Annotated in this window: 23 protein-coding genes; 10 read left to right on the top strand and 13 right to left on the bottom strand. The window is 31.8% G+C overall.

What is annotated here, in order from left to right; translation table 11 throughout:
• Position 1: 1 nt before the first annotated feature.
• Positions 2–559, bottom strand: a complete 558-nt coding sequence (locus tag ABXT64_RS05150) for a YeeE/YedE family protein (RefSeq protein WP_443634473.1) — start codon at positions 557–559, stop codon at positions 2–4.
• A gap of 155 nt (positions 560–714) precedes the next feature.
• Here ABXT64_RS05150 and ABXT64_RS05145 point away from each other — a divergent pair, with 155 nt between their 5' ends.
• The 5 genes from ABXT64_RS05145 to ABXT64_RS05125 all read left to right on the top strand — a co-directional run bounded on the left by ABXT64_RS05145 (position 715) and on the right by ABXT64_RS05125 (position 4947).
• Positions 715–1311, top strand: coding sequence for a class I SAM-dependent methyltransferase (locus ABXT64_RS05145; RefSeq protein WP_443634472.1), 597 nt, complete (start codon positions 715–717; stop codon positions 1309–1311).
• Between the two features lie 111 nt (positions 1312–1422).
• Positions 1423–2643: a sulfite oxidase gene (locus ABXT64_RS05140; protein WP_443634471.1), complete on the top strand. Its 1221-nt coding sequence runs from the start codon at positions 1423–1425 to the stop codon at positions 2641–2643.
• On the top strand, positions 2644–3117 hold the full coding sequence (locus tag ABXT64_RS05135; protein WP_443634469.1) for a monoheme cytochrome C: 474 nt from the start codon (positions 2644–2646) through the stop codon (positions 3115–3117).
• A complete protein-coding gene (locus ABXT64_RS05130; protein ID WP_443634467.1) occupies positions 3101–4066 on the top strand; it encodes a sulfurtransferase in 966 nt (321 codons plus the stop codon). The genes ABXT64_RS05135 and ABXT64_RS05130 overlap by 17 nt, the downstream gene beginning before the upstream one ends.
• A gap of 2 nt (positions 4067–4068) precedes the next feature.
• Positions 4069–4947 (top strand): sterol desaturase family protein, encoded by an 879-nt coding sequence (locus ABXT64_RS05125; protein WP_443634465.1) that lies wholly within the window; start codon positions 4069–4071, stop codon positions 4945–4947.
• Between the two features lies 1 nt (position 4948).
• Here the strand turns inward: ABXT64_RS05125 and ABXT64_RS05120 are convergent, their stop codons facing one another.
• The 8 genes from ABXT64_RS05120 to ABXT64_RS05085 all read right to left on the bottom strand — a co-directional run bounded on the left by ABXT64_RS05120 (position 4949) and on the right by ABXT64_RS05085 (position 10696).
• Positions 4949–5530 (bottom strand): SAM-dependent methyltransferase, encoded by a 582-nt coding sequence (locus ABXT64_RS05120; RefSeq protein WP_443634463.1) that lies wholly within the window; start codon positions 5528–5530, stop codon positions 4949–4951.
• Between the two features lie 21 nt (positions 5531–5551).
• Positions 5552–5821, bottom strand: coding sequence for a heavy-metal-associated domain-containing protein (locus tag ABXT64_RS05115; protein WP_443634462.1), 270 nt, complete (start codon positions 5819–5821; stop codon positions 5552–5554).
• Between the two features lie 96 nt (positions 5822–5917).
• Positions 5918–6241: a rhodanese-like domain-containing protein gene (locus ABXT64_RS05110; protein ID WP_443634460.1), complete on the bottom strand. Its 324-nt coding sequence runs from the start codon at positions 6239–6241 to the stop codon at positions 5918–5920.
• Positions 6242–6248: 7 nt separating this feature from the next.
• Positions 6249–7664: an MBL fold metallo-hydrolase gene (locus ABXT64_RS05105; protein WP_443634459.1), complete on the bottom strand. Its 1416-nt coding sequence runs from the start codon at positions 7662–7664 to the stop codon at positions 6249–6251.
• Between the two features lie 78 nt (positions 7665–7742).
• A complete protein-coding gene (locus tag ABXT64_RS05100; RefSeq protein ID WP_443634458.1) occupies positions 7743–8552 on the bottom strand; it encodes a sulfite exporter TauE/SafE family protein in 810 nt (269 codons plus the stop codon).
• A gap of 137 nt (positions 8553–8689) precedes the next feature.
• A complete protein-coding gene (locus ABXT64_RS05095; protein WP_443634457.1) occupies positions 8690–9112 on the bottom strand; it encodes a DUF983 domain-containing protein in 423 nt (140 codons plus the stop codon).
• A 63-nt stretch (positions 9113–9175) separates the two neighbouring features.
• Positions 9176–9685 (bottom strand): acyl-CoA thioesterase, encoded by a 510-nt coding sequence (locus tag ABXT64_RS05090; RefSeq protein ID WP_443634455.1) that lies wholly within the window; start codon positions 9683–9685, stop codon positions 9176–9178.
• A gap of 69 nt (positions 9686–9754) precedes the next feature.
• Positions 9755–10696 (bottom strand): SPOR domain-containing protein, encoded by a 942-nt coding sequence (locus ABXT64_RS05085; protein ID WP_443634454.1) that lies wholly within the window; start codon positions 10694–10696, stop codon positions 9755–9757.
• 113 nt (positions 10697–10809) lie between these two features.
• Between ABXT64_RS05085 and dprA the strand changes: the two genes are divergently transcribed.
• Complete coding sequence (gene dprA, locus ABXT64_RS05080; RefSeq protein ID WP_443634452.1) at positions 10810–11916, top strand: DNA-processing protein DprA; 1107 nt, start codon at positions 10810–10812, stop codon at positions 11914–11916.
• On the opposite strand, the gene trpS is transcribed toward dprA, so the two are convergent.
• Positions 11913–12881, bottom strand: a complete 969-nt coding sequence (trpS, locus tag ABXT64_RS05075) for a tryptophan--tRNA ligase (protein ID WP_443634450.1) — start codon at positions 12879–12881, stop codon at positions 11913–11915. The genes dprA and trpS overlap by 4 nt on opposite strands.
• Before the next feature lie 198 nt (positions 12882–13079).
• Here trpS and ABXT64_RS05070 point away from each other — a divergent pair, with 198 nt between their 5' ends.
• Positions 13080–13823 carry a lysophospholipid acyltransferase family protein gene (locus ABXT64_RS05070; RefSeq protein ID WP_443634448.1) on the top strand — a complete coding sequence of 248 codons (744 nt, stop codon included), beginning with the start codon at positions 13080–13082 and terminating at the stop codon, positions 13821–13823.
• Between the two features lie 80 nt (positions 13824–13903).
• On the opposite strand, the gene ABXT64_RS05065 is transcribed toward ABXT64_RS05070, so the two are convergent.
• From ABXT64_RS05065 to recA, 3 genes are all read right to left on the bottom strand, one after another.
• Positions 13904–15457 (bottom strand): outer membrane beta-barrel protein, encoded by a 1554-nt coding sequence (locus ABXT64_RS05065; protein ID WP_443634446.1) that lies wholly within the window; start codon positions 15455–15457, stop codon positions 13904–13906.
• Entirely contained in the window at positions 15454–15996 is a 543-nt protein-coding gene (locus ABXT64_RS05060) for an RNA polymerase sigma factor (protein ID WP_443634445.1), read from the bottom strand. The genes ABXT64_RS05065 and ABXT64_RS05060 overlap by 4 nt, the downstream gene beginning before the upstream one ends.
• A gap of 120 nt (positions 15997–16116) precedes the next feature.
• Positions 16117–17124, bottom strand: a complete 1008-nt coding sequence (recA, locus tag ABXT64_RS05055; protein WP_443634444.1) for a recombinase RecA — start codon at positions 17122–17124, stop codon at positions 16117–16119.
• A 287-nt stretch (positions 17125–17411) separates the two neighbouring features.
• On the opposite strand from recA, the gene ABXT64_RS05050 reads away from it, so the two are divergent.
• The 3 genes from ABXT64_RS05050 to ABXT64_RS05040 are packed head-to-tail and all read left to right on the top strand — an operon-like array spanning position 17412 to position 21380.
• Positions 17412–18584 (top strand): PSP1 domain-containing protein, encoded by a 1173-nt coding sequence (locus ABXT64_RS05050; RefSeq protein WP_443634443.1) that lies wholly within the window; start codon positions 17412–17414, stop codon positions 18582–18584.
• The gene (locus ABXT64_RS05045; RefSeq protein WP_443634442.1) at positions 18574–19059 is read left to right on the top strand and encodes a gliding motility lipoprotein GldH; all 486 of its coding nucleotides are present in this window, start codon (positions 18574–18576) and stop codon (positions 19057–19059) included. The genes ABXT64_RS05050 and ABXT64_RS05045 overlap by 11 nt, the downstream gene beginning before the upstream one ends.
• A gap of 5 nt (positions 19060–19064) precedes the next feature.
• A complete protein-coding gene (locus tag ABXT64_RS05040) occupies positions 19065–21380 on the top strand; it encodes a penicillin-binding protein 1A (RefSeq protein ID WP_443634440.1) in 2316 nt (771 codons plus the stop codon).
• Positions 21381–21421 lie beyond the last annotated feature (41 nt).

Raw genomic sequence — 21421 nt, 5'->3', positions numbered from 1 at the left:
GTTAAACTATATAGGGTAAAATAAAATTAACAGTAATCAAACCTCCTAAAAAGAAACCAATGACTGCTATTAAAGAAGGTCTTTGTAAACTACTTAATCCAGTTATCGCATGTCCAGAGGTACAACCTCCAGCATATCGAGTGCCAAATCCTACTAATAATCCGCCAATAATTAATATAAGAAGCCCTTTTACTGAAGTAATTGCCTCCATTCCATAAAATTCATCAGGCAATAGCGTGTAGCCAATATTTGAAAAACCAAGGGCGTTTAGTTCACTGATTGTTTTTGGATTAATGGTAGAAATACTTTGATCAGATAAAAATGTAACAGCTATATAGCCGCCAATTACAGACCCAAGAACCACCGTTAAACTCCAGAGGTAGTCTCTCCAGCGTATATTAAAAAAAGAAACATATTTTCCAGCTCCACCAATAGCACAAAAAGTACGTAGGTTCGATGACATTCCAAATGTTCTGCCAAAGTAGAGCAATAAGCCCATTACAGAAGCAATTAACGGTCCTGTAATATACCAAGGCCAAGGTTTAAAAATCCAATCCATGTTGCTTAAATTATTTTACAAAGAAATTGATTTTTTTTATAATTACAATAGTTGCTTCAATTTCATTAACTATTTATAATTGTAGTTAACAAAAATCACATAGATCAAAAAAAGAAAATGTTATCTTGTGACAAGTGTTATAAGAATATTTTAGAATGGAAAATAATATTAAAGAAATCATTGGAAATACAGACATTTACTTACTAGATCAGATATTAAAATCTAGGTATAAGAAAGGGGAAAAAATATTGGATGTGGGTTGTGGAACAGGAAGAAATATTCATTGGTTTTATCAGAATAATTATGACATTTATGGTGTAGATAAAGACATGAAAGCTTTATTAAATGCTAAAAATTTATATCCAAATATAGCTTCTAAAATTAGTTGTTCAGAAATTGAAAACCTTCCCTTTAAAGATGAATATTTTAATCATGTTATTTGCAATGCAGTGCTTCATTTTGCTGAAAACACGAAACATTTTTTAACTATATTTTCTGAAATAATAAGGGTACTTAAAGTTAAAGGTTCCATATTTATTAGAACGACCTCAACTTTTGGAATTGAAGATAAAATAAAGCTTTTATCTGGAGGAGTTTATGTTTTACCAGATACAAGCCATCGATTTCTATTTACAAAAGCTATCTTAAAAGCAATAATGACAACACATCAATTAACTTTTTTAGAGCCTTTGAGAACAGTTAATGTTAATGATATACGTTGCATGACTACTTTAGTTTTACAAAAACAATAGTGATTAATTTTCATTAAATTTAGAGTGTAAAAATTAGTTGAATTTAGTAACATCGTCAAGTGTAACATTTGTTACTTTTTAATCTGTTCTTTTTTAATAAGTTTCCCTATAATGAAAAGAAGAAAATTTGTAAAAAACACCCTATTAGGCTCAATGGCAGCCCTCATTGGAACAGAAATAGTTTTTGGTTCCTCCATGTTAGAGGGTTATGAACCATTGGCACTTCAAGACTCAGACCCCTTTAAAATGTTTGGACTTGACAAAGAAATGGTAGTTTTAAATGACAAACCATGGAACATAGAAGCAAAAGCTCATTTATTAGACGATAAGATTACTCCAAATAAATCTATGTTTATTCGAAATAATGGGATTATTCCAGAAAATATAGATAGTTCAAAATGGACCTTAACAATTGAAGGAGAATCTGCTTCACAGAAAAAAGTATATACGTTAGATGAATTAAAATCTAAGTTTAAACAGCACACCTATCAACTAACATTAGAATGTGGAGGAAATGGGCGCAGTGAATTTAATCCGCCCGCAAAAGGGAACCAATGGACTGTTGGAGCGGTTTCTTGTGCAGCGTGGACCGGAGTTCGTTTGCGAGACGTTTTAGAAGACGTTGGGATTAAAAGTAATGCGGTTTATATTGGGTATCATGCGGCAGATAAACATTTAAGTTTAGACCCTAAAAAGGAGCCGATTTCTCGGGGAGCTCCAATGGAGAAAGCGCTACAAGATGAGACCTTATTAGCATTTTCTATGAATGGCGAACCCATTCCATTATCTCATGGATATCCATTACGATTAGTTGCAGGAGGATGGCCTGCCTCTGTTTCAGGGAAATGGATTCATACCATAAGTATTAGAGATAAAGAACACGATGGAACTAAAATGAAGGGAACTGCGTATCGTATTCCCTGTGAGTCTGTTGCTCCAGGAGCTGAGGTGAAGGATGAAGATATGTGTATTATCGAGTCCATGCCTGTTAAGTCATTGATTACCTACCCAAAATCTGGAGCTGTAATTAAGAAAAGTAAAAAATTAAGCATAAGAGGTCATTCTTGGGCTGGGGAATTAGAAGTAAAAAAAATGGAATATTCAATTGATTTTGGTGCTACATGGCAAAATTGTCCAGTTGAACAACCAGCTAACAGATTAGCGTGGCAACATTTTTCTACTGAAATTACCTTCCCTAAAAAAGGATATTACGAAGTCTGGGCAAGAGCAACAGATTCAAATGGAGTTGCTCAGCCTATGTTATTACCTGGATGGAATCCAAAAGGATATTTAAATAATGCCTGCCACCGAATTGCAGTAAAAGTTTATTAATTGAAAGAAAAATCAGAACATAAAAATTTTAAAGACCAGGTAACTTCTATTTATAAGTTGCTATTGGTGTTTTTTACTTTTTTAATTATTGTTGTTTTAGGTTTTCCAATATTTTTAAATGAGTATTATAAAGAACCAATTCCAAAAAATTATACCATTACACCTGTTGAGGTTGATGAAGATTTAATTGAAAATGGAATTCATGTGAAAACAGGATTTGTTGAGGGTGAAGGGTTAATGGTTGTAATAAATAATTGCACGAATTGTCATTCTGCAAAACTTGTAACTCAGAATAGAATGACAAAAGAACAATGGATTGCTTCAATTAAATGGATGCAGGAAACACAAAATTTATGGGATTTAGGAGGGAATGAAGAAATTATCGTTAATTATTTAGCTGTCCATTATGCTCCTATGAAAAAAGGAAGGCGAGAAGGTTTAACTAATATTGAATGGTATGCGCTGGAAAATTAGCCTTTATTTTGTTTTATTCATTGCTGTCTGTTCATGTAAAAATGAAACGCCTGCAGTGAAATCTTCAGTTAAAAATTCTTCTATTTCTTCTGAAATAAAAGCGCTGCCCTATTTAGTTGAAGCAACTGAAATGTTACAAATTTATTCCAATCCAAATGTAAAAATTATTGATTTCAGAAAAGGAAAAAGTTATAATAAAGGGCATATTGAAGGGGCGATTCAAATTTGGAGAGATGATTTTGAAAATGATTCATTTCCTTATGGAGGAATGCTACCTAAGGCAGAAACAATAGAAATTTTGTTTAGTTCTTTAGGTATAAAAAATAACGATTTGATTATAGTTTATGATGATCGTGGTTCTTGTGACGCGGTACGATTTTGGTGGGTATTACAATATTATAATTTTAAATCAGTAAAAATATTAAATGGTGGGATTGATGAATGGAAAGATAATGAGGGAGCAATCTCTTCTGAACAATCAATTTATAAATCGAGTTATTTTACTTTACAGAATAACTTAGATGCTTCAATTAATATTTCAAAAAACGAATTATTAAAGAAGTTGAATTCAAATTCAAAAGCAATTATATTGGACACAAGAACTGAAGATGAATTTAGTGGAAAAAGACAAAAGAAAGGAGCTTTAAAAGGAGGCAGAATTCCGAAAAGTATATTATTCGATTGGGATAAAGCTATAGATTATTCAAACAATAAGAAATTAAAGTCAATTAAAGAATTGAAAGAACTAATGATTGCGTTACAAATTTCAGAAACAGATACTATTATTACCTATTGTCATTCTGGGGTTCGTTCAGCTCACACTTATTTTGTATTAAAAGAAGTATTAGGCTTACAACATGTATATAATTATGATGGTTCTTGGACCGAATGGAGTTATTTTGAAGAACTCCCTTTTGAAAAAGATAGTATAACAGAATTAAATAATTAAGTATGGAAAAATATATCACAGCATTTACGAATGCTTTTTCGGAAACAGTACAATGGACTTGGAGCTCAATTCTATTTGATGTGGCTTGGTATACTAATTATTTTTGGGGACTAATTGTTATTTCGTTATTTGTTTGGGTATTAGAAATAGTTTTTCCTTGGCGTAAAAGCCAGTCTATAATTAGAAAAGATTTTTGGTTGGATGGATTTTATATGTTTTTTAATTTTTTCATTTTTGCCATCATCATAAGTGGAGTGTTTCAAATATTAGGTGTTCTATTTAATGAGATTGGAATTACCGCTAAAAGTCTTTCAATAATTAATATAACACATTGGCCAATTTGGGCACAGCTACTTGTATTTTTTGTTGTTCTCGATTTTGTACAGTGGTTTACACATGTTCTTTTACATCGATATAATTTTTTATGGCGTTTTCATAAAGTACATCATTCAGTAAAAGAAATGGGATTTGCAGCACACCTTAGATACCATTGGATGGAAAACATTTTCTATAAGCCTTTAAAAACTTTTGGCGTAATGATTTTAGGAGGTTTTGAGCCAGAACAAGCATTTATCGTTCACTTTATTGCCATCATGATAGGACACCTAAATCATGCAAATATTAAAATAACCTGGGGACCTCTAAAGTATGTCTTTAATAATTCAGTAATGCATTTATACCATCATGTTAAGGCATTGCCTGAAGGGAGAAATCAGGGAATTAATTTTGCTATCAGTTTGAGTCTTTGGGATTATATTTTTAAAACTAATTATGTGCCAGAAGATAGTGGAACCTTAGAAATAGGGTTTCCTGATGAAGAAACATTTCCAAAAGGATTTTTCGGACAGTTGGTGTCCGGGTTTCGTACTAAAAAAAGGTAACTTATTTTTTCATCAATTTAATAAACAATTCATTACCCATTCTTTTTGGGATAGAATTAAATGCAGGTTCCATGATTTTAATATGAAAGAAAGAATTAAATAAAACGTGATACTCTTCTTTATTCCCTCCAAAAGGAGGATGGTCTTCATTTAAAGGAATTAAAAAAAGTAGCCCTACAATTTCACCCTTTGTTTTTAATAGCTGGCTTGCTTTTAAGACATAATTATTCCGAAGAGAAGGATTAATAGCGCAAAAAAATGTTTGTTCAATGATGAGGTCAAATTCCTCTTGAAGATCAAAAAAATTACTATGCAATAGATGATGTTTTGGAAAATCTGAAACTCTAGTTGTAATGTTTTTTAATGCAATTTCTGAAACATCAGCAACATATACATTTGTAAACTCTAATTGATGAAGGTATTCAGCTTCATAAGAATTGCCACCTCCAGGGATTAATATTTTTAGATTTTTGTTTGTTAGCTGATCAAAATATTCTTTTAAGGGAGGAGAAATAAACCCAATATCCCAACGGGTGTCATTTAGTTTATATCGATCATTCCAATACTTTTCATCAAAATTCATAAAATATTGTATCTGCGAAGTTTAATTGGACATTTTGCCTGTTGCACAGCTTACATAGGAAATAGCCTTAGAAACTACCGAGTTTTTATCCCCATCAATTGGATAGCCTAGATGAGCTAATTTTTCTTTGACTTTTTGTAACTCATTTGCATTTTGAAAAGTAAAAGATACTGAAGATGTTTCAACATCAACTTCAACATCTGTAATATATTCAAGCGATGAAATTTTAGTAGTTATGGTATTTGCACAGCCGCCACATTTTAAATTTTGAATTACAAGAGTTGATTTCATAAAAACATTTTCAAATTTTAAAATAAAAGGATTAACCGCATAAAACTTCCTTTACTAACTAATCAACCAATAAAATTATTATATATTTTATTTTAATTATTTGCTTGAAGGAGAAACAGTTTTACCATCCCAGACCATAATGCCTCCTAGAAGATTAAACGTGTTTTTAACACCAAATGATTCAAGTATTTGACATCCCATCTGACTTCTTCCTCCACTTCTGCAATACAAATAAAAGTTATTTGTTAGGGTCATTTTTTTTATATCATCAATAAAACTGGCAGTATTTTGTATGTTCATTAGAACAGCATTTTCAAACACACCATCATCCCATTCTTGAGGTGTTCTTACATCAATAATTATTGCATTAGAATCGTTTGCAATTAGATTTTTCCATTCCTTTTGATTAACATTTTTCATTTTTTTTCTATTTTAATGTTGATGGACAAACAAAATTAGTGGTCTTAATCCCTACTTCTTTAATAGAATTAAAACCTCCATATACATCAATTAAATTATGAATCCCTCTGCTTTTTAATATCGACGATGCAATCATAGACCTATATCCTGCTGCACAATGCACATAAAAATTTTCATCTTTTGGAAATTCAGCTAAATGTTCATTTAATTTGTCTAAACCAGTATGATTTGCATCAACAATATGCTCCGCTTGGAATTCGCCCTCCTTACGAACATCAAACACTGGCACATTATCTTTTTCAATGGCCTCTTTAAATTTTTCAGCGGAAATAGAAGTTACTTTGTCATATTCTTTTGCAGCTTTTTTCCAAGCTTCAAAACCACCATCTAAGTATCCAATAGTATTATCAAAACCAACTCTAGATAATCTTGTAATAGCTTCTTTTTCTCTTCCAGCTGGAACCACAAGAAGAATAGTTTGTTTTACATCTTTTATAAGCGATCCAACCCAGGGAGCAAATGTACCATCTAAACCAATAAATATAGATCGAGGAATGTGACCCTTTGTAAAGTCATCTTGATGCCTAACATCTATTACTATTGCACCAGTTTCGTTAGCAGCAATTTCAAAAGCATTCACATTTAAAGCAGTTTTACCTTTGTTAATTACCTCATCGAAACTAGTATATCCTTCAATGTTCATTAATACATTTGAAGGAAAATATTCAGGAGGAGGAGCTAATCCATCTAATAATTCTTTAGTAAACTCTTCTTTAGTCATGTCGGCGCGAAGTGCATAATTTACTTCTTTCTGATGTCCTAAAGTATCAGTAGTCTCTTTACTCATATTTTTTCCGCAAGCAGATCCAGCACCATGACTAGGAAATACAATAATATGATCGCTTAAAGGCATTATTCTATTCCGTAATGAATCAAATAAATGACCCGCAAGTTTTTCTTCATTAAGGTCAGTAACAATATGCTGTGCTAAATCTGGTCTTCCAACATCGCCAATAAATAAGGTGTCACCTGTTATTATACCGTATTCTTTATCATTTTCATCAATTAAAAGATAGGTGGTACTTTCCATGGTATGTCCAGGAGTATGTATTGTTTTTATCTTGTAATCTCCAATATTAAATACCTCATTGTCTTCAGCAATAATCGCATCATAACCAGGTTTTGCAGTAGGACCAAAGACAATATTAGCTCCTGTTTTTTTCTTTAGATCTAAATGACCGCTAACAAAATCAGCATGAAAATGAGTTTCAAAAATATATTTAATTTTTGCTTCATCTTTATTTGCTCTGTCTAAATAGGGCTGAACTTCTCTTAAGGGGTCAAATATAGCAACCTCACCTTTACTTTCTATATAATACGCTGCATGTGCTAAACACCCTGTATAAATTTGCTCTACCTTCATAGTAATCATTTTTATTATGGTTCAAAATTAATGAGTTTTTACAATGTAAAAAATAACATAAGTTACAGATGGCTAATTTTATATAAAAAACTCCATGTAAAAAATAAATATAGCCATTAGTATAATAAAATAACCAAATCCAATTTTTAGTTTTTTACCATCTATAAAGTTACTTAAATAACTTCCAATAAATATTCCAATAAGTGATAAAAAAGTGAAAATGAATAGAAATTGCCAGTCAACTTGCATGGTAAACGCATCTCCTAAAAAGAAACCGATCAATGATTTTGCCGCAATAATTATTAATGAGGTACCTACCGCTACTTTCATTTCTACATTAGCTAAAATAACCAATGCAGGAATAATTAAAAATCCACCACCAGCTCCAATAAACCCTGTAATTGCTCCCACTAAAATTCCTTCAATAACAATTAGCGGATAATTATATTTTACTTCAGATGAATTTATTTTATCTTCTTTTATTTTCCTTTTTTTCAGCATTGATAGTGCAGCAGGAATCATTAATAGGGCAAAAAGACCAAACATCGCCATCCTTCGTGTGAAATCAAAGTCATTAAAAGTAAAAATAATATCAGGTAAAGATGGGACTACAAATTTTCTAATTAAAGAAACCCCTATAATTGCAGGTATTCCAAAAACAATTACAGTTCTCCAATCAACAAATCCTTTAAAGTGCTTTTTAATACCACCAACTGCCGCACTAGATCCAACGATAAAAAGTGAATAAGCAGTTGCAGATTTTTCTTCAATTGAAAACAAATAAGCTAACACAGGCACTGCTAAAATTGAACCACCACCGCCAATAAGCCCTAATATAACGCCAATAAATAATGCGCAGACATAGCCAAACAGTTCTATAATTTCCATTTAATTATTACAGTGAAATAAAGTTAATATTCTTTCTATATAATTTTATTTCCCCTCTTTCTAGATTTTTTAAAAGACGGGAGATCACAACTCTTTAAGCATGTAATTTATAATCATTTTCAAAAAGTGACTCAAAACTATTTTTTAGTAATTGTATCATTTTGTGAAGTTACACCATTATTCTTTGTGATATTCTTGTCATATTTGATGAACAAATTTCCCCAGATTATTTTTGAAAGAGCATATAATAAAGGAGAAAGTGTCAATATAGAAATCAAAATAGCGAGTAAGAGTTTGCCTGGCCCCAAATCTGGAAAGAAAATTAATTTTAACACCCAAATAGAAATAAACAATGCACAACCTAAACCATATACCACATAATAAGAACCATAATAAAAACTAGGCTCAATAGAATATTTTAAGTTACACTTTGGACAATATTCTTTTACTTTACCCATCGTTGAATACTTATAGGGATGTCCTTCAAAAAAGGCCCCTTCATGACACCTTGGACATTTCAACCTTAATACACTATAGAGTTTAGTTCCTTTACCGAACATGTTTTAAATTTTTGACAAAATTAAGATATTGATCTTTTAATCAATTTAACAATGGTTACTTTCCTAAGTAAATAAAGCTTTAAGTTCAGAAGCTTCGTTAGGAGACATTTTTCCTGCAATTACAAGACTTAACTGTCTTCTTCGCAATGCAGCATCGTATCTATTTTTTTCGCTTTTAGATTCTGGTTTGAGTTCAGGAACTGGAACCGGCCTTCCTGTATCATCAACAGCCACAAAAGTGTAAATAGCTTCATTCGCTTTAGTGCGAATACCACTTTGTCTGTCTTCAATCCAAACATCCATATAAATTTCCATTGAACTATTAAAAGATCTAGATACTTGAGCTTCAATAGTAACGACACTTCCTAAAGGAATCATTTTATTAAAAGCAACATGATTAACGGAAACTGTAACTACAATCCTTCTACTGTGCCTTCCAGCAGAAATACTTGCAGCACGATCCATTCTTGCTAATAATTCACCACCAAACATATTCCCTATGGGATTCGTTTCACTTGGTAAAACAAGATCAGATATAATGGTTCTAGATTCTTTTGCAGTTCTAACTTCCATACTTAAAATTTTAAGCAAAGATACATAGTATTCTACCGAATTTAAATTACTTTTTTAAGATTAAGTTGCCTATTTATTTAGGTCTAAAACTAACAACCAAGCATCTTTGTTATTAGTAGTTTTAATTTTTCGAAGAGTTTGTAGAGCTTCTAGCCTATTTTCATGGCTACTGTATGCAACTTGATGAAGGCCGTATTTATTAACGCCAATCATTGCAGCTTCAAAGCCTTTTAATGATAATTGAGAAATCTTTTTTTCAGCATTTTCTTTTACTCTAAATGCTCCAGCAATAATATGATAGTTACCTGTTTTTTTAGTGAACGTAAGATTTAAGGAAGGCAATGGGTTATCTATAAAAAAAGTAGCTTCTTGAATTTGATTTTCTATTAATGAGTTTGCTTTTTGTTTTTCAGCAAAATTGTGCTTTTGAACAGACCCTTCGTATAATTTTAAACCTCCAAACCCTATTGCTGAAACAGCAATTAATGCAATAGCTGCGTGTTTTAAATAAGGGCGAGCAACTCTTTTTTCTGGGCTAATATAGAGAGGTGCTTTTTCTTCTAAAGCAGCAACTGTTTTTTGGTGAATTTCTCTTGAAATACTTGTAGAAACAAATGAAGTTAATCCAAATGAAGCCGTGTAAAAATTTTGAACTTCTGAAGGTGTAAATTGGATAGTATGTTCTTTGTTCAAAACAAAATCTCCAATGTTTTTTATAGTTACCGTTTTTCCTTCTGAAAGCTGTAATGATAGATTTCCAGTAAAATTTCTAATTCTCTGAAGCGAAGTTTCATAGCTACAACTCTCTAAGGTAGCAATATAATTAGCTAATAGCCCATCATTTGTTTGTAATTGCCTGTTAAAGGACACTAATTTTCCAGGAGGAGTAAATGTATTTGTGCTTTTATCGATTCTTGCAGAATGATATTGTGTTAAAAATGCTCCAAATCCAGGGATAATCACACATTCATAGCGAAATAATAAATCGTTTATGTAGGAAGCTAATTGCATATAAACAAAAGTAGGATTTTTTCTATATTATTTAGGCTTCCAAAAGGGATTTTATTAACAAATAAATAATATATTTAAATTTCCTTTTTACCTCCCCCTTTTATTGTCATTTAATGCTTTTAAAAAATGAATTGCTATACACTTTAGCTTTACAGCGGGTGGTTAATTTAGGGGATATTTCCGCAAAAAAATTATTACATAAGATAGGTTCTGCCGAAGCTATATTTACGGAGAAAAAAAGTCACTTACTTAAAGTTGATGGAGTTGGAAATTTTAAATTAAAAAATCTTAACAAAAAAACACATTTAATAGAGGCAGAAAAAGAAATTAAGTTTATAGAAAAAAACAATATTTCTTTTAGTTATTTTATGGATGAAAAATATCCTACGCACTTAAAAAATTGTATTGACGGACCTATTTTAATCTTTAGCAAGGGGAATATTCGCCTTCATAATAAAAAAATATTAAGCATTGTTGGCACCCGAAAAATTACTACTTATGGAAAACTATTCTGTGAAAATTTAATTGAAGAATTAACACCATTACATCCGGTTATTGTCTCAGGGTATGCATATGGAGTGGATATTATGGCGCATAAAACTTCTATAAAACAAAAACTACAAACGGTTGCTTGTTTGGCTCATGGAATGAATCAAACTTATCCTAAAGCACATGGTAAATACAATGAGCAAGTGTTAGAAAACGGAGGGTTTATCACTGAGTTTTGGAGTAATGATGCATTCGATAGAACTAATTTTTTACGACGGAATAGAATCATTGCTGGTTTAAGTGAAGCTACGATTGTTATAGAATCTGCAGAAAAAGGAGGAAGTCTTGTAACAGCAGATATTGCAAATTCATATCATCGGGAAGTTTTTGCAGTCCCTGGAAGATCAACTGACTCGCAAAGTCAAGGGTGTAATAATTTAATTAAAACACAACAGGCACACTTGTTGCATTCTGCAGCAGATATTATTTATCATTTAGGCTGGCAAATAAAAGAAGCAAACTTAAAACCAAAACAAACGAGTTTATTTGTAGAACTAACAACCGAGGAAAAAACAATCTACAATATTTTAAAAGAGAATAAGAGCGAATTATTAGATGCTATCGCTATTAAAGCTCAAAGGCCAACATATAAAGTTGCAACTTTATTACTTGACTTAGAGCTAAAAGGATTGGTGCAGCCGCTACCTGGAAAAGTATTTAAATTGATTTAATAGCCAATTTTTTCGCGAACTCTTTTTAATACTGAATTAGCGACATCTTTTGCTTTTGAAGCACCAATATCTAAAGCTTTATCAATTTCATTTAAATTTTCCATGTAGTAATTATAACGGGAGCGTTCTTCAGAATAAACAGACAAAACCAACTCATAAAAAGCTTGTTTTGCATGGCCATAACCATAACCACCTGCTTCATAATTTTTTCTCATTTCGTAAATTTCAGAAACGGAAGCTAACAATTTATATAGAGCAAATAAATTACAAGTATCGGGATCTTTAGGCTCTTCTAAGGGAGTACTGTCAGTCTGAATGCCCATAATTTGTTTACGGAGTTTTTTTTCAGGAAGAAAAATATTGATAATATTATTCTTAGACTTGCTCATTTTTTGGCCATCAGTACCTGGAATTAATTTTGTATGCTCTTGTACTTTCGCTTCGGGCATTACAAATACTTCTCCCATTTTTGCATGAAAACGAGAGGCCACATCTCGTGTCATTTCTAAATGCTGTAATTGATCTTTCCCAACAGGTACAATTTCTGCATCATATAATAAAATATCTGCAGCCATTAACATTGGATAGCTAAATAACCCTGAATTAACGTCTTCTAAATGATCTGCTTTGTCTTTAAATGAATGTGCTAGGGTTAATCTTTGATAAGGAAAAAAGCAACTTAAATACCAAGATAGTTCTGTTACCTGAGCAATATCACTCTGACGATAAAAAACAGTTTTATTAATATTTAGTCCAAAAGCAAGCCATGTTGCTGCGGTACTATAAGTGTTGTCCTTTAAAACTTCAGGATTTTTGATCTGAGTTAAAGAATGCATATCTGCTATAAATAGGAATGACTCATTTTTAGGGTCATTGGCCATTTCAATTGCTGGTAAAATAGCCCCTAAAATATTTCCTAAGTGTGGTGTTCCGGTACTTTGTATTCCTGTTAATATTCTTGACATAATAAATTCCTTTAAAGGAAGAATTTTAATTTAATAACTTATAAGTTCAGCAAAGGTAATTTTTTTAGCGTATTGGTAATATTCAATTTGTTATTTTTGACAATTATATGAAACGAGCATTCTAAAAAAAGCTTATCTCTCAACGAAATGACAAATAGCGAAGAGCTTGTGACCGTTAATATATAATAGTATTTACACATGAAATTAATAAAAAACATAGCAATCCTTTTTTACCGATTATGGTTTTACTTACTTATGTTTATTTATATAATCGCTTTAATGCCATTATTATTAGCAAGTATTTTAAAAGAAGCATGGTATCCTTTCTTTTTTAAGTTAGCAAGAGGATGGTCAATATTCATTTTATACGGAATGGGATTTATTCCCAAAATTAAAAGAGAAGAAGAATATCAAAAGGGGCAAAGTTATATGTTTATAGCGAATCATACCTCTATGACCGATATCATGTTAATGTTGTATGTAACAAAAAACCCTTTTGTATTTGTTGGAAAAAAAGAACTAAGTAAGATTCCATTATTTGGCTTTATTTATAAACGCTCGTGTATTTTAGTAGATAGAGATAATAGAGTAAGCAGGTTAGAAGTTTTTAAAAGTGCTCAAAGAAAAATAGACCTTGGCTATAGTGTATGCATATTTCCTGAAGGAGGAGTGCCTGATGATGAGAGTGTTGTTCTAGATGAATTTAAAGATGGAGCTTTTAGATTAGCAATTGACCATAATATACCTATTGCACCAATGACATTTCATGATAACAAAAAGCGCTTTTCATATACTTTTTTTAGTGGAGGTCCGGGCAAAATGAGAGTTAAAACACATCAATTAATACCAACAGGTATCTTAGAATTAGAAGATAAAAGAATGTTAAGAATTCAGACAAGAGAAATTATACTTAATGAATTACTGCATCCAACTATAGATTAAATCAATAAAAAAAACCGTTCTATGGCGAAGAACGGTTTTTTCAGTTAAAGCTTTTACAAGCCCAACCAACTTAACCTAAACTAAAATTTAAAACTCAATCCACTATATATACCAATATAATAGGGTTTGTAATTTACAGACGAATCTGTATACGGATTGAGTTGATATTTAAACATAGGCTCAATGTTAAACATAAATCTTTTTGAAAACTTATAATTAAGGCCTACACCAATATTGGTAGTAAAACTTACTGACGATAAGTTATTTGCCTCTCCAAGGACGCTTTCAAAATCCCCGGCATTTACTGTTATTTCATTATTACCTAAAAACAAGGTGCTTAATCCACCGATTAGATTAACACCGAATTTATTATTAACAAGGGAGTATTTTAACTCTAATGGAACTTCAAAATAATTTATTTTTTGATTTAGTTCCGCTTCTCCGTTGGTTGCTTTTGGAGTAATATTTCCAAAAGTTCCATCGCCGCCACTATTTGATAAAGATCCTTTGTCGACCGCAGTTAAAACAACGGATTTATTACCATAATCAATGCTTTTTAAAGCTGCAGAAACAGGTCCTGTACCAAGTTCAATTCCAGTAGTAGTATAACTTAAATTCACGTTGTTTACACCAGATCGAATACTTAACTTATCACTTACATTATAAGCAACTTGAATTCCATAACTAAAATTAACATCACCACTCTGCGCATTGTCGGCAAAAGAGGGATCAATAGAAGAACCTTCTTCTAAAGAATTATAAAAAACAGGAGCAAAATTTGGAGTTATATCCCAACGATTATCTGGATCATTGTCATTTGATGCGACTACTTCTTCCACTGTATTTTTTTCATCAATTGCATCAAAAATAGAAGGTTTTTCACTTTCTTCAAGAGCTGTCTTTTTTTCTTCTGTTTCTGAATTGTTACTTTCTGTTACTGCTTCTTCCGTTAATGTAGTTTCAGAAATACTAGTTCCCTTATTAATTAAAGACTCTGTTCCTTTTTCAGAGGTGTTTAATTCAAGATCATTTTTAGTATTAAAATCATCTTTAGTAATGTTAGTTTCAACAGCAGTTGCTGTTTTTCCTGTAGTTGCTTTTTTAATAAGTTTATCAGCTTCAGAATTTTTTATAAATAGACTGTTTTTCTTTTCTGAAGAAGTTGAATTTTTATTCGAATTATTTATGTTGTTGTTTTCAGAAGCAATTTTACTTTCAGAGATGTTTGATTGTTCAATAGAGGACTTTTTAATTAAGTTGTCATTATCTTCATTCGTCTGAATGTTAGAATCAGTGTTTTTGTCTTCTGAAGCAATTTCAGTAGTATTAATTTTTTTATCAACAATTACATTGTTCTTTTTACTGTCATCTTCTTCATTAATCACCTCTTCAATTGTTGTAAACTCTGGACTTGGTGCATTGGAAGGGTTAAAGAAAGTAGTTCCAACGGTAAATAACAGCGCTAATAAAGCAGCAACACCTGCAAGTTTAAACCAAAGTGGGATCACCTTTTTGTCGCCATCTGTTTTTTGTAACTGCGCTTGAATCTTCTCCCACACTTCTGGTGAAGGTGAAGCCTCAAAGCTTTTAAAGCGATCTTTAAAAAGCGAATCTATGTGCTTTTTGTCTTTCATTTTACAGCATCTTCTACTTTATAATAATTTTCAATCTTTGTTTTTAATATCGCCCTTGCTCTTGATAGATTTGATTTTGAAGTTCCTGTTGTGATTCCTAATAGTTCAGAAATTTCTCTATGTGAATAATCATCTAACACATAAAGAGTAAAAACAAGGCGATAGCGATCTGGTAATTCTTGAATGATTTTTAACAAATAATCCAAAGGCACATTACTATCTTCAATTTCTAATTCTACTTCATCTTCAAGCTGCTCTTCATTAGACAAATTAAATACACGTTGCTTACGGTATTTTTGAAGCACTGTGTTTACAGTAATTCGTTTCATCCATCCTTCAAAAGAACCTTTGCCTTTAAATTGCTCAATGCTTTTATAAATTGTAATAAAAGAATCTTGTAAATTATCTTCTGCTTCATGATAATTTGGAGAATACTTTAAACAAATAGAAAACAAAGTTCTAGAAAATGTATCATACAATTCCTTTTGAGCTTTTGCATCTTTGTTTTTACAATTTAATATGAGCTCCTCTAAAGTCAAACGCAGTCCTTTATGTATTTGTTTATTGCCTACTCATTAAGCAACCAACTATAATATTAAAGGTTCTACAATTGTATAGATGCTTTACTAGTTTATTGGTTGCGTGGAGAATAAAAAAACTTAATTACTAATAGCTGCTATAGCATCTTTAATTTTTATTTCTAATTCCTCCATTAATTCTGGATTATCTAATAGTAATTCTTTCACAGCTTCTCTTCCTTGACCTAATTTAGTTTCATCATAGCTAAACCAAGAACCACTTTTTTTAATGATTTCAAAGTTAACACCAAGGTCTATTATTTCACCAACCTTTGATATTCCTAGTCCATACATGATGTCAAATTCTGCTAGTTTAAATGGTGGTGCTACTTTATTTTTTACAACTTTTACACGTGTTTTATTTCCAAGAACCTCACTATTAGCGTTTTTAATTTGTGTAGATCGTCTAATGTCTAGGCGTACAGATGCATAAAACTTTAAAGCATTACCACCAGTTGTAGTTTCCGGGTTACCAAACATAACACCAATTTTCTCTCTTAATTGGTTAATAAAAAACACAGAACAATTTGTTTTACTTATAGAACCAGTTAGTTTTCTTAGAGCCTGTGACATTAACCTTGCATGAAGTCCCATTTTTGAATCCCCCATTTCTCCTTCAATCTCACTTTTAGGAGTTAAGGCAGCTACTGAATCAATTACAATTAAATCGATGGCTCCACTTCGTATTAAATTATCAGTAATTTCTAATGCTTGTTCTCCATTATCAGGTTGTGAAATAATAAGATTTTCAATATCAACACCTAAGTTTTTTGCATAATACCTGTCAAAAGCATGTTCGGCATCAATAAAAGCAGCAATACCTCCTTTTTTCTGACACTCTGCAATTGCATGTAAAGTTAAGGTTGTCTTACCCGAAGATTCTGGGCCATATATTTCTATTACTCTTCCTCTTGGATATCCTCCAACTCCTAAGGCAATATCTAAACCTAAAGATCCAGTAGGTATTACATCTACTTCTTGAATAGGAATATCTCCCATTTTCATCACAGTTCCTTTACCGTAAGTTTTATCTAATTTATCTAAAGTTAATTTAAGCGCTTTTAGTTTTGCTTCGTTTTCTTTGCTCATTTTATCTAATTTCTTGACTATATTAACTCGCTAAGTTACTATTTCTTTGGAAGGACTGCAACGGGAAAAACCCTATAATGATATTTTTTGTCAACAACTTTGAAAGAAGTATTTTTGCTTTTGAAAGTTGTATGAATGTATTTTTTTTAAACGATATTCATATTGCGTTAAAGGAAAATGTTAAAACTAAAATGTTCTAGAATTAATTGGTACATTTACTTTCACAAAATAATAATTAATCTTCGTCTCTTTTTTTCATTAAAAAAGGGCTTTATATATAAATAATTATGAGCTGTACAAGTTGTAGTTCAGGTACTGACGGACAACCAAAAGGATGCAAGAATAATGGAACTTGCGGATCTGATGGATGTAACAAACTAACGGTTTTCGATTGGTTATCTAATATGTCACTTCCTGGAAAAAGTCTCCCTTTTAATGGTGTTGAAGCACGCTTTAAAAACGGAAGAAAACATTTTTATAAAACTCCAGAAAACATTACACTTTCTATAGGAGATGTAGTTGCCACTGAAGCAACTTCTGGACATGATATCGGTATTGTAACTTTAACGGGCGAACTTGTTAAAGTACAAATGAAGAAAAAGAAAGAAACTACAGACGTAGAATCTCTTCCAAAAATATATAGAAAAGCCTCTCAAAAAGATATAGATATTTGGCAAAATTCTAGAAAAAAAGAAAGTGAAATTCAGAAAAGATCCCGTGAAATAGCGATTCATTTAGGACTAAAAATGAAAATTTCTGATATTGAATATCAAGGAGATGGCTCAAAAGTAATTTTTTATTATACTGCAGAAGAACGTGTAGATTTTAGACAATTAATAAAAGACTTAGCAAAAGCATTTAGCACAAGAGTAGAAATGAAACAAGTAGGGTTTCGTCAAGAAGCTGCTAGACTTGGAGGGATAGGCTCTTGTGGGAGAGAATTATGTTGCTCAACTTGGTTAACCGATTTTAGATCGGTAAAAACTTCAGCAGCACGCTATCAACAGCTTTCATTAAACCCGTTAAAACTTGCCGGTCAATGTGGAAAACTTAAATGCTGTCTTAATTACGAATTAGATTCTTATTTAGATGCTTTAAAAGAATTTCCGAAGAATGATAAAAAACTACTTACCGAAAAGGGAACTGCTTTTTGTATAAAAATTGATATTTTTAAGGGAGTTCTTTGGTATGCTTATGAAGGAAAAGCAATGAATTGGTTTATGCTTTCAGCAGAAAGTGCAAATCAAATAATAGCGATGAATAAAAAGGGCGAAAAAGCTGCTAGTATTGAAGAATATGTAGAAGATGTAATCGTTCCTGAAAGTAAAATATTTAGTGATGTTGTAGGGCAAGATAGTTTAACTCGATTCGATAAGCCAAAACCTAAAAAGAATAACAACAAAAACCGAAACAATAGAAATCGTAACCGAAATAGAAATCAGAAAAAAGATGCTAAATAGGGTTATTTATTTTTTATCCTTGATGTTATTGATTTCGTGTACTACTAATACCTTAGTTAGTGACTCGAAATCGTTAGAGAATACCTGGAATAAAAACGATATAATAAAGTTTGAAATTCCTCAATTAGATTCATTACAGCTTTACAATGTTTTTATAAATATTAGAAATACTAATGATTATAAATACAGTAATTTATTTATAATTGCTAGTATTGAATTTCCTCATGGAAAATCAATTGTAGATACCCTAGAATACAAAATGGCACAAGCAGATGGAACATGGCTGGGAACAGGTATAGGTAGTGTTAAAGAAAATAAATTGTGGTATAAAGAAAATGTTTCTTTTACTGAAGAAGGAACTTATACCCTTAGAATTGAACAAGCAGTACGCAATAATGGAGATGTAGAAGGCGTTTTTAACCTTGAAGGAATAACAGATGTAGGGTATAGTATCGAAAGACCCTCTCAACAGTAACTTATATGGCAAAGCAACAAAGAAAAAAAAAGGGGGAAGTACAAGACAATGAAAAGCGTCACAAAAAAACCTTTTGGAAAATTTTCTTTATTGGAATAGGAATAGTGTTCCTATTATTTTTAACGGCTTCTTGGGGCCTTTTTGGCAGTCTCCCAGATGAAACAAGTCTAGAAAATCCTGAAAAAAACCTAGCGACCGAAATCATCGCTTCTGACGGAAAAACCTTGGGAAAATTTTACAAGGAAAATAGAACCCCTGTTCAATATGAAGACTTACCAGAACATCTAGTAAATGCTTTAATCGCTACTGAAGATGTACGTTTTTACGATCATTCAGGGATAGATGCAAGAGGAACAGTAAGGGCTTTTGTTTTTTTAGGAACAAGAGGAGGGGCAAGTACAATAACACAACAATTAGCAAAACTTTTTTTTACTGATGGTGGTGCTTCAAAAAATACTTTTGAAAGAATCATCCAAAAGATGAAAGAATGGATTATCGCAACAAGATTAGAAGAACGCTACACCAAAGATGAAATTATAACCATGTATTTTAATGAGTATGGATTTTTAAACCAAGCCATTGGGATAGAATCTGCTGCTCATATTTATTTTGATAAAGCACCCACAGATTTAACAATTACAGAATCTGCAATTTTAGTAGGAATGTTTAAAAACTCCTCGCTTTACAATCCCGTCCGTAATCCTGTTGGAGTAAGAAATAGAAGGAATGTGGTGCTGAGCCAGATGGCAAAGTATGATTTTATTTCTGAAGAAATAAAAGATTCTATTCAGACAACAGAATTAGAAATTGTTTTTACTCCACAAGGACATACAGAAGGAGTTGCAACCTATTTTAGAGAATATACACGTGCTTTTATGCACAATTGGATTGAAGAAAATCCAAAAACAGATGGATCAAGCTATAATATTTATAGTGATGGATTAAAAATCTACACCACGATTAATTATGAAATGCAAAAAAATGCAGAAAACGCAGTAGATCAACATATATCAAAACTTCAAAAAGAGTTTGATAAACAAAACACTAAAAATAAAACGGCTCCTTTTAGAGACATAACAAAACCCGAAATAGAATCTATATTAAATTCTGCTATGCGAAGAAGTGATCGTTGGCGCGAATTAGAAAAGCAAGGGAAAAGTGATAAAGAGATTGTAGCGAGTTTTAATAAGAAAACTCAAATGAGAATATTTTCTTGGGGAGGACAAATAGATACTTTAATGACACCATTAGATTCTATTCGTTACCACAAATCTTTTCTACAAGCATCACTTATGTCTATGACCCCTCAAACAGGAGAAGTAAAAGCTTGGGTGGGAGGTATAGATTACAAGCATTTTAAATATGACATGGTTAAAAAAGGGAAACGCCAAATAGGTTCTACTTTTAAACCTTTTGTATATGCAACGGTTATTGACCAAATGCACATGTCTCCTTGCGATACATTACCAAATACTCAATATACTATTGAAGCTGGAAAATATGGTTTATTAGAGCCTTGGACGCCTAAAAATTCTGGAGGTAAATATGGAGGGATGATTTCTTTAAAATCAGCATTAGCGCAATCTATAAATACTGTTACGGCAAGATTAATTGATAGAGTAGGACCAAAACCTGTGATCGAATTAATTAAGAAAATGGGGGTTGATACTGAAAATATTCCTGAGGTCCCTTCTATTGCATTAGGTACACCAGACGTTTCTTTATTTGAAATGGTTGGAGCCTATAGCGCTTTTGCCAATGAAGGAGTCTATATAAAACCGACGCTCGTTACTAGAATTGAAGATAAAAACGGCACTATTTTATATCAAAATATACCTGAAGCTAAAGATGTCATTAGTAAAGAAGCAGCCTATGTAACTATAAGCTTAATGGAAGGGGTAACACAATCGGGTTCAGGATCTAGATTGAGAACTTCTTGGGCAGTTAATGCCCCTGTTTATAAAGCAGCAGTTACAGGATACCCTTATGAATTTACAAATCCAATTGCAGGTAAAACAGGTACTACTCAAAATAATAGCGATGGTTGGTTTATGGGAATGGTCCCTAATTTAGTTACGGGAGTATGGGTAGGAGGAGAAGACCGAGCCACCCATTTCTCATCAACAGGATATGGTCAAGGCGCTACTATGGCACTCCCAATTTGGGCTATTTATATGCGTGACTGTTATAAAAACGAAGACCTTGGTATCTCTAAAGGAGACTTTAAAAAACCAGAAAAATTATCCATAGAAACAGATTGTGTGAAATGGAAAAATGAAAATAAAATCGATGAAGGGGCTACAGATGAATTCGATTTATAAAATCTTAATTTCTTTTAAGGATTAATGTTTCAGTTTTTGTA

The organism is Candidatus Marifrigoribacter sp. Uisw_064, from assembly GCF_047730175.1.
GTDB lineage: Bacteria > Bacteroidota > Bacteroidia > Flavobacteriales > Flavobacteriaceae > Marifrigoribacter.
Note: the sequence above shows the minus strand (reverse complement) of the source record. Positions and strands in the feature narration are given on the sequence as shown.

Excerpts from the sequence above, each read along its gene's own strand:
- ABXT64_RS05150 (WP_443634473.1), bottom strand. The coding sequence starts at position 559 with ATGGATTGGATTTTTAAACCTTGGCCTTGGTATATTACAGGACCGTTA.
- ABXT64_RS05145 (WP_443634472.1), top strand. The coding sequence starts at position 715 with ATGGAAAATAATATTAAAGAAATCATTGGAAATACAGACATTTACTTA.
- ABXT64_RS05140 (WP_443634471.1), top strand. The coding sequence starts at position 1,423 with ATGAAAAGAAGAAAATTTGTAAAAAACACCCTATTAGGCTCAATGGCA.
- ABXT64_RS05130 (WP_443634467.1), top strand. The coding sequence starts at position 3,101 with ATGCGCTGGAAAATTAGCCTTTATTTTGTTTTATTCATTGCTGTCTGT.
- ABXT64_RS05125 (WP_443634465.1), top strand. The coding sequence starts at position 4,069 with ATGGAAAAATATATCACAGCATTTACGAATGCTTTTTCGGAAACAGTA.
- ABXT64_RS05120 (WP_443634463.1), bottom strand. The coding sequence starts at position 5,530 with ATGAATTTTGATGAAAAGTATTGGAATGATCGATATAAACTAAATGAC.
- ABXT64_RS05115 (WP_443634462.1), bottom strand. The coding sequence starts at position 5,821 with ATGAAATCAACTCTTGTAATTCAAAATTTAAAATGTGGCGGCTGTGCA.
- ABXT64_RS05110 (WP_443634460.1), bottom strand. The coding sequence starts at position 6,241 with ATGAAAAATGTTAATCAAAAGGAATGGAAAAATCTAATTGCAAACGAT.
- ABXT64_RS05105 (WP_443634459.1), bottom strand. The coding sequence starts at position 7,664 with ATGAAGGTAGAGCAAATTTATACAGGGTGTTTAGCACATGCAGCGTAT.
- ABXT64_RS05100 (WP_443634458.1), bottom strand. The coding sequence starts at position 8,552 with ATGGAAATTATAGAACTGTTTGGCTATGTCTGCGCATTATTTATTGGC.
- ABXT64_RS05095 (WP_443634457.1), bottom strand. The coding sequence starts at position 9,112 with ATGTTCGGTAAAGGAACTAAACTCTATAGTGTATTAAGGTTGAAATGT.
- ABXT64_RS05090 (WP_443634455.1), bottom strand. The coding sequence starts at position 9,685 with ATGGAAGTTAGAACTGCAAAAGAATCTAGAACCATTATATCTGATCTT.
- ABXT64_RS05085 (WP_443634454.1), bottom strand. The coding sequence starts at position 10,696 with ATGCAATTAGCTTCCTACATAAACGATTTATTATTTCGCTATGAATGT.
- dprA (WP_443634452.1), top strand. The coding sequence starts at position 10,810 with ATGCTTTTAAAAAATGAATTGCTATACACTTTAGCTTTACAGCGGGTG.
- trpS (WP_443634450.1), bottom strand. The coding sequence starts at position 12,881 with ATGTCAAGAATATTAACAGGAATACAAAGTACCGGAACACCACACTTA.
- ABXT64_RS05070 (WP_443634448.1), top strand. The coding sequence starts at position 13,080 with ATGAAATTAATAAAAAACATAGCAATCCTTTTTTACCGATTATGGTTT.
- ABXT64_RS05065 (WP_443634446.1), bottom strand. The coding sequence starts at position 15,457 with ATGAAAGACAAAAAGCACATAGATTCGCTTTTTAAAGATCGCTTTAAA.
- recA (WP_443634444.1), bottom strand. The coding sequence starts at position 17,124 with ATGAGCAAAGAAAACGAAGCAAAACTAAAAGCGCTTAAATTAACTTTA.
- ABXT64_RS05050 (WP_443634443.1), top strand. The coding sequence starts at position 17,412 with ATGAGCTGTACAAGTTGTAGTTCAGGTACTGACGGACAACCAAAAGGA.
- ABXT64_RS05045 (WP_443634442.1), top strand. The coding sequence starts at position 18,574 with ATGCTAAATAGGGTTATTTATTTTTTATCCTTGATGTTATTGATTTCG.
- ABXT64_RS05040 (WP_443634440.1), top strand. The coding sequence starts at position 19,065 with ATGGCAAAGCAACAAAGAAAAAAAAAGGGGGAAGTACAAGACAATGAA.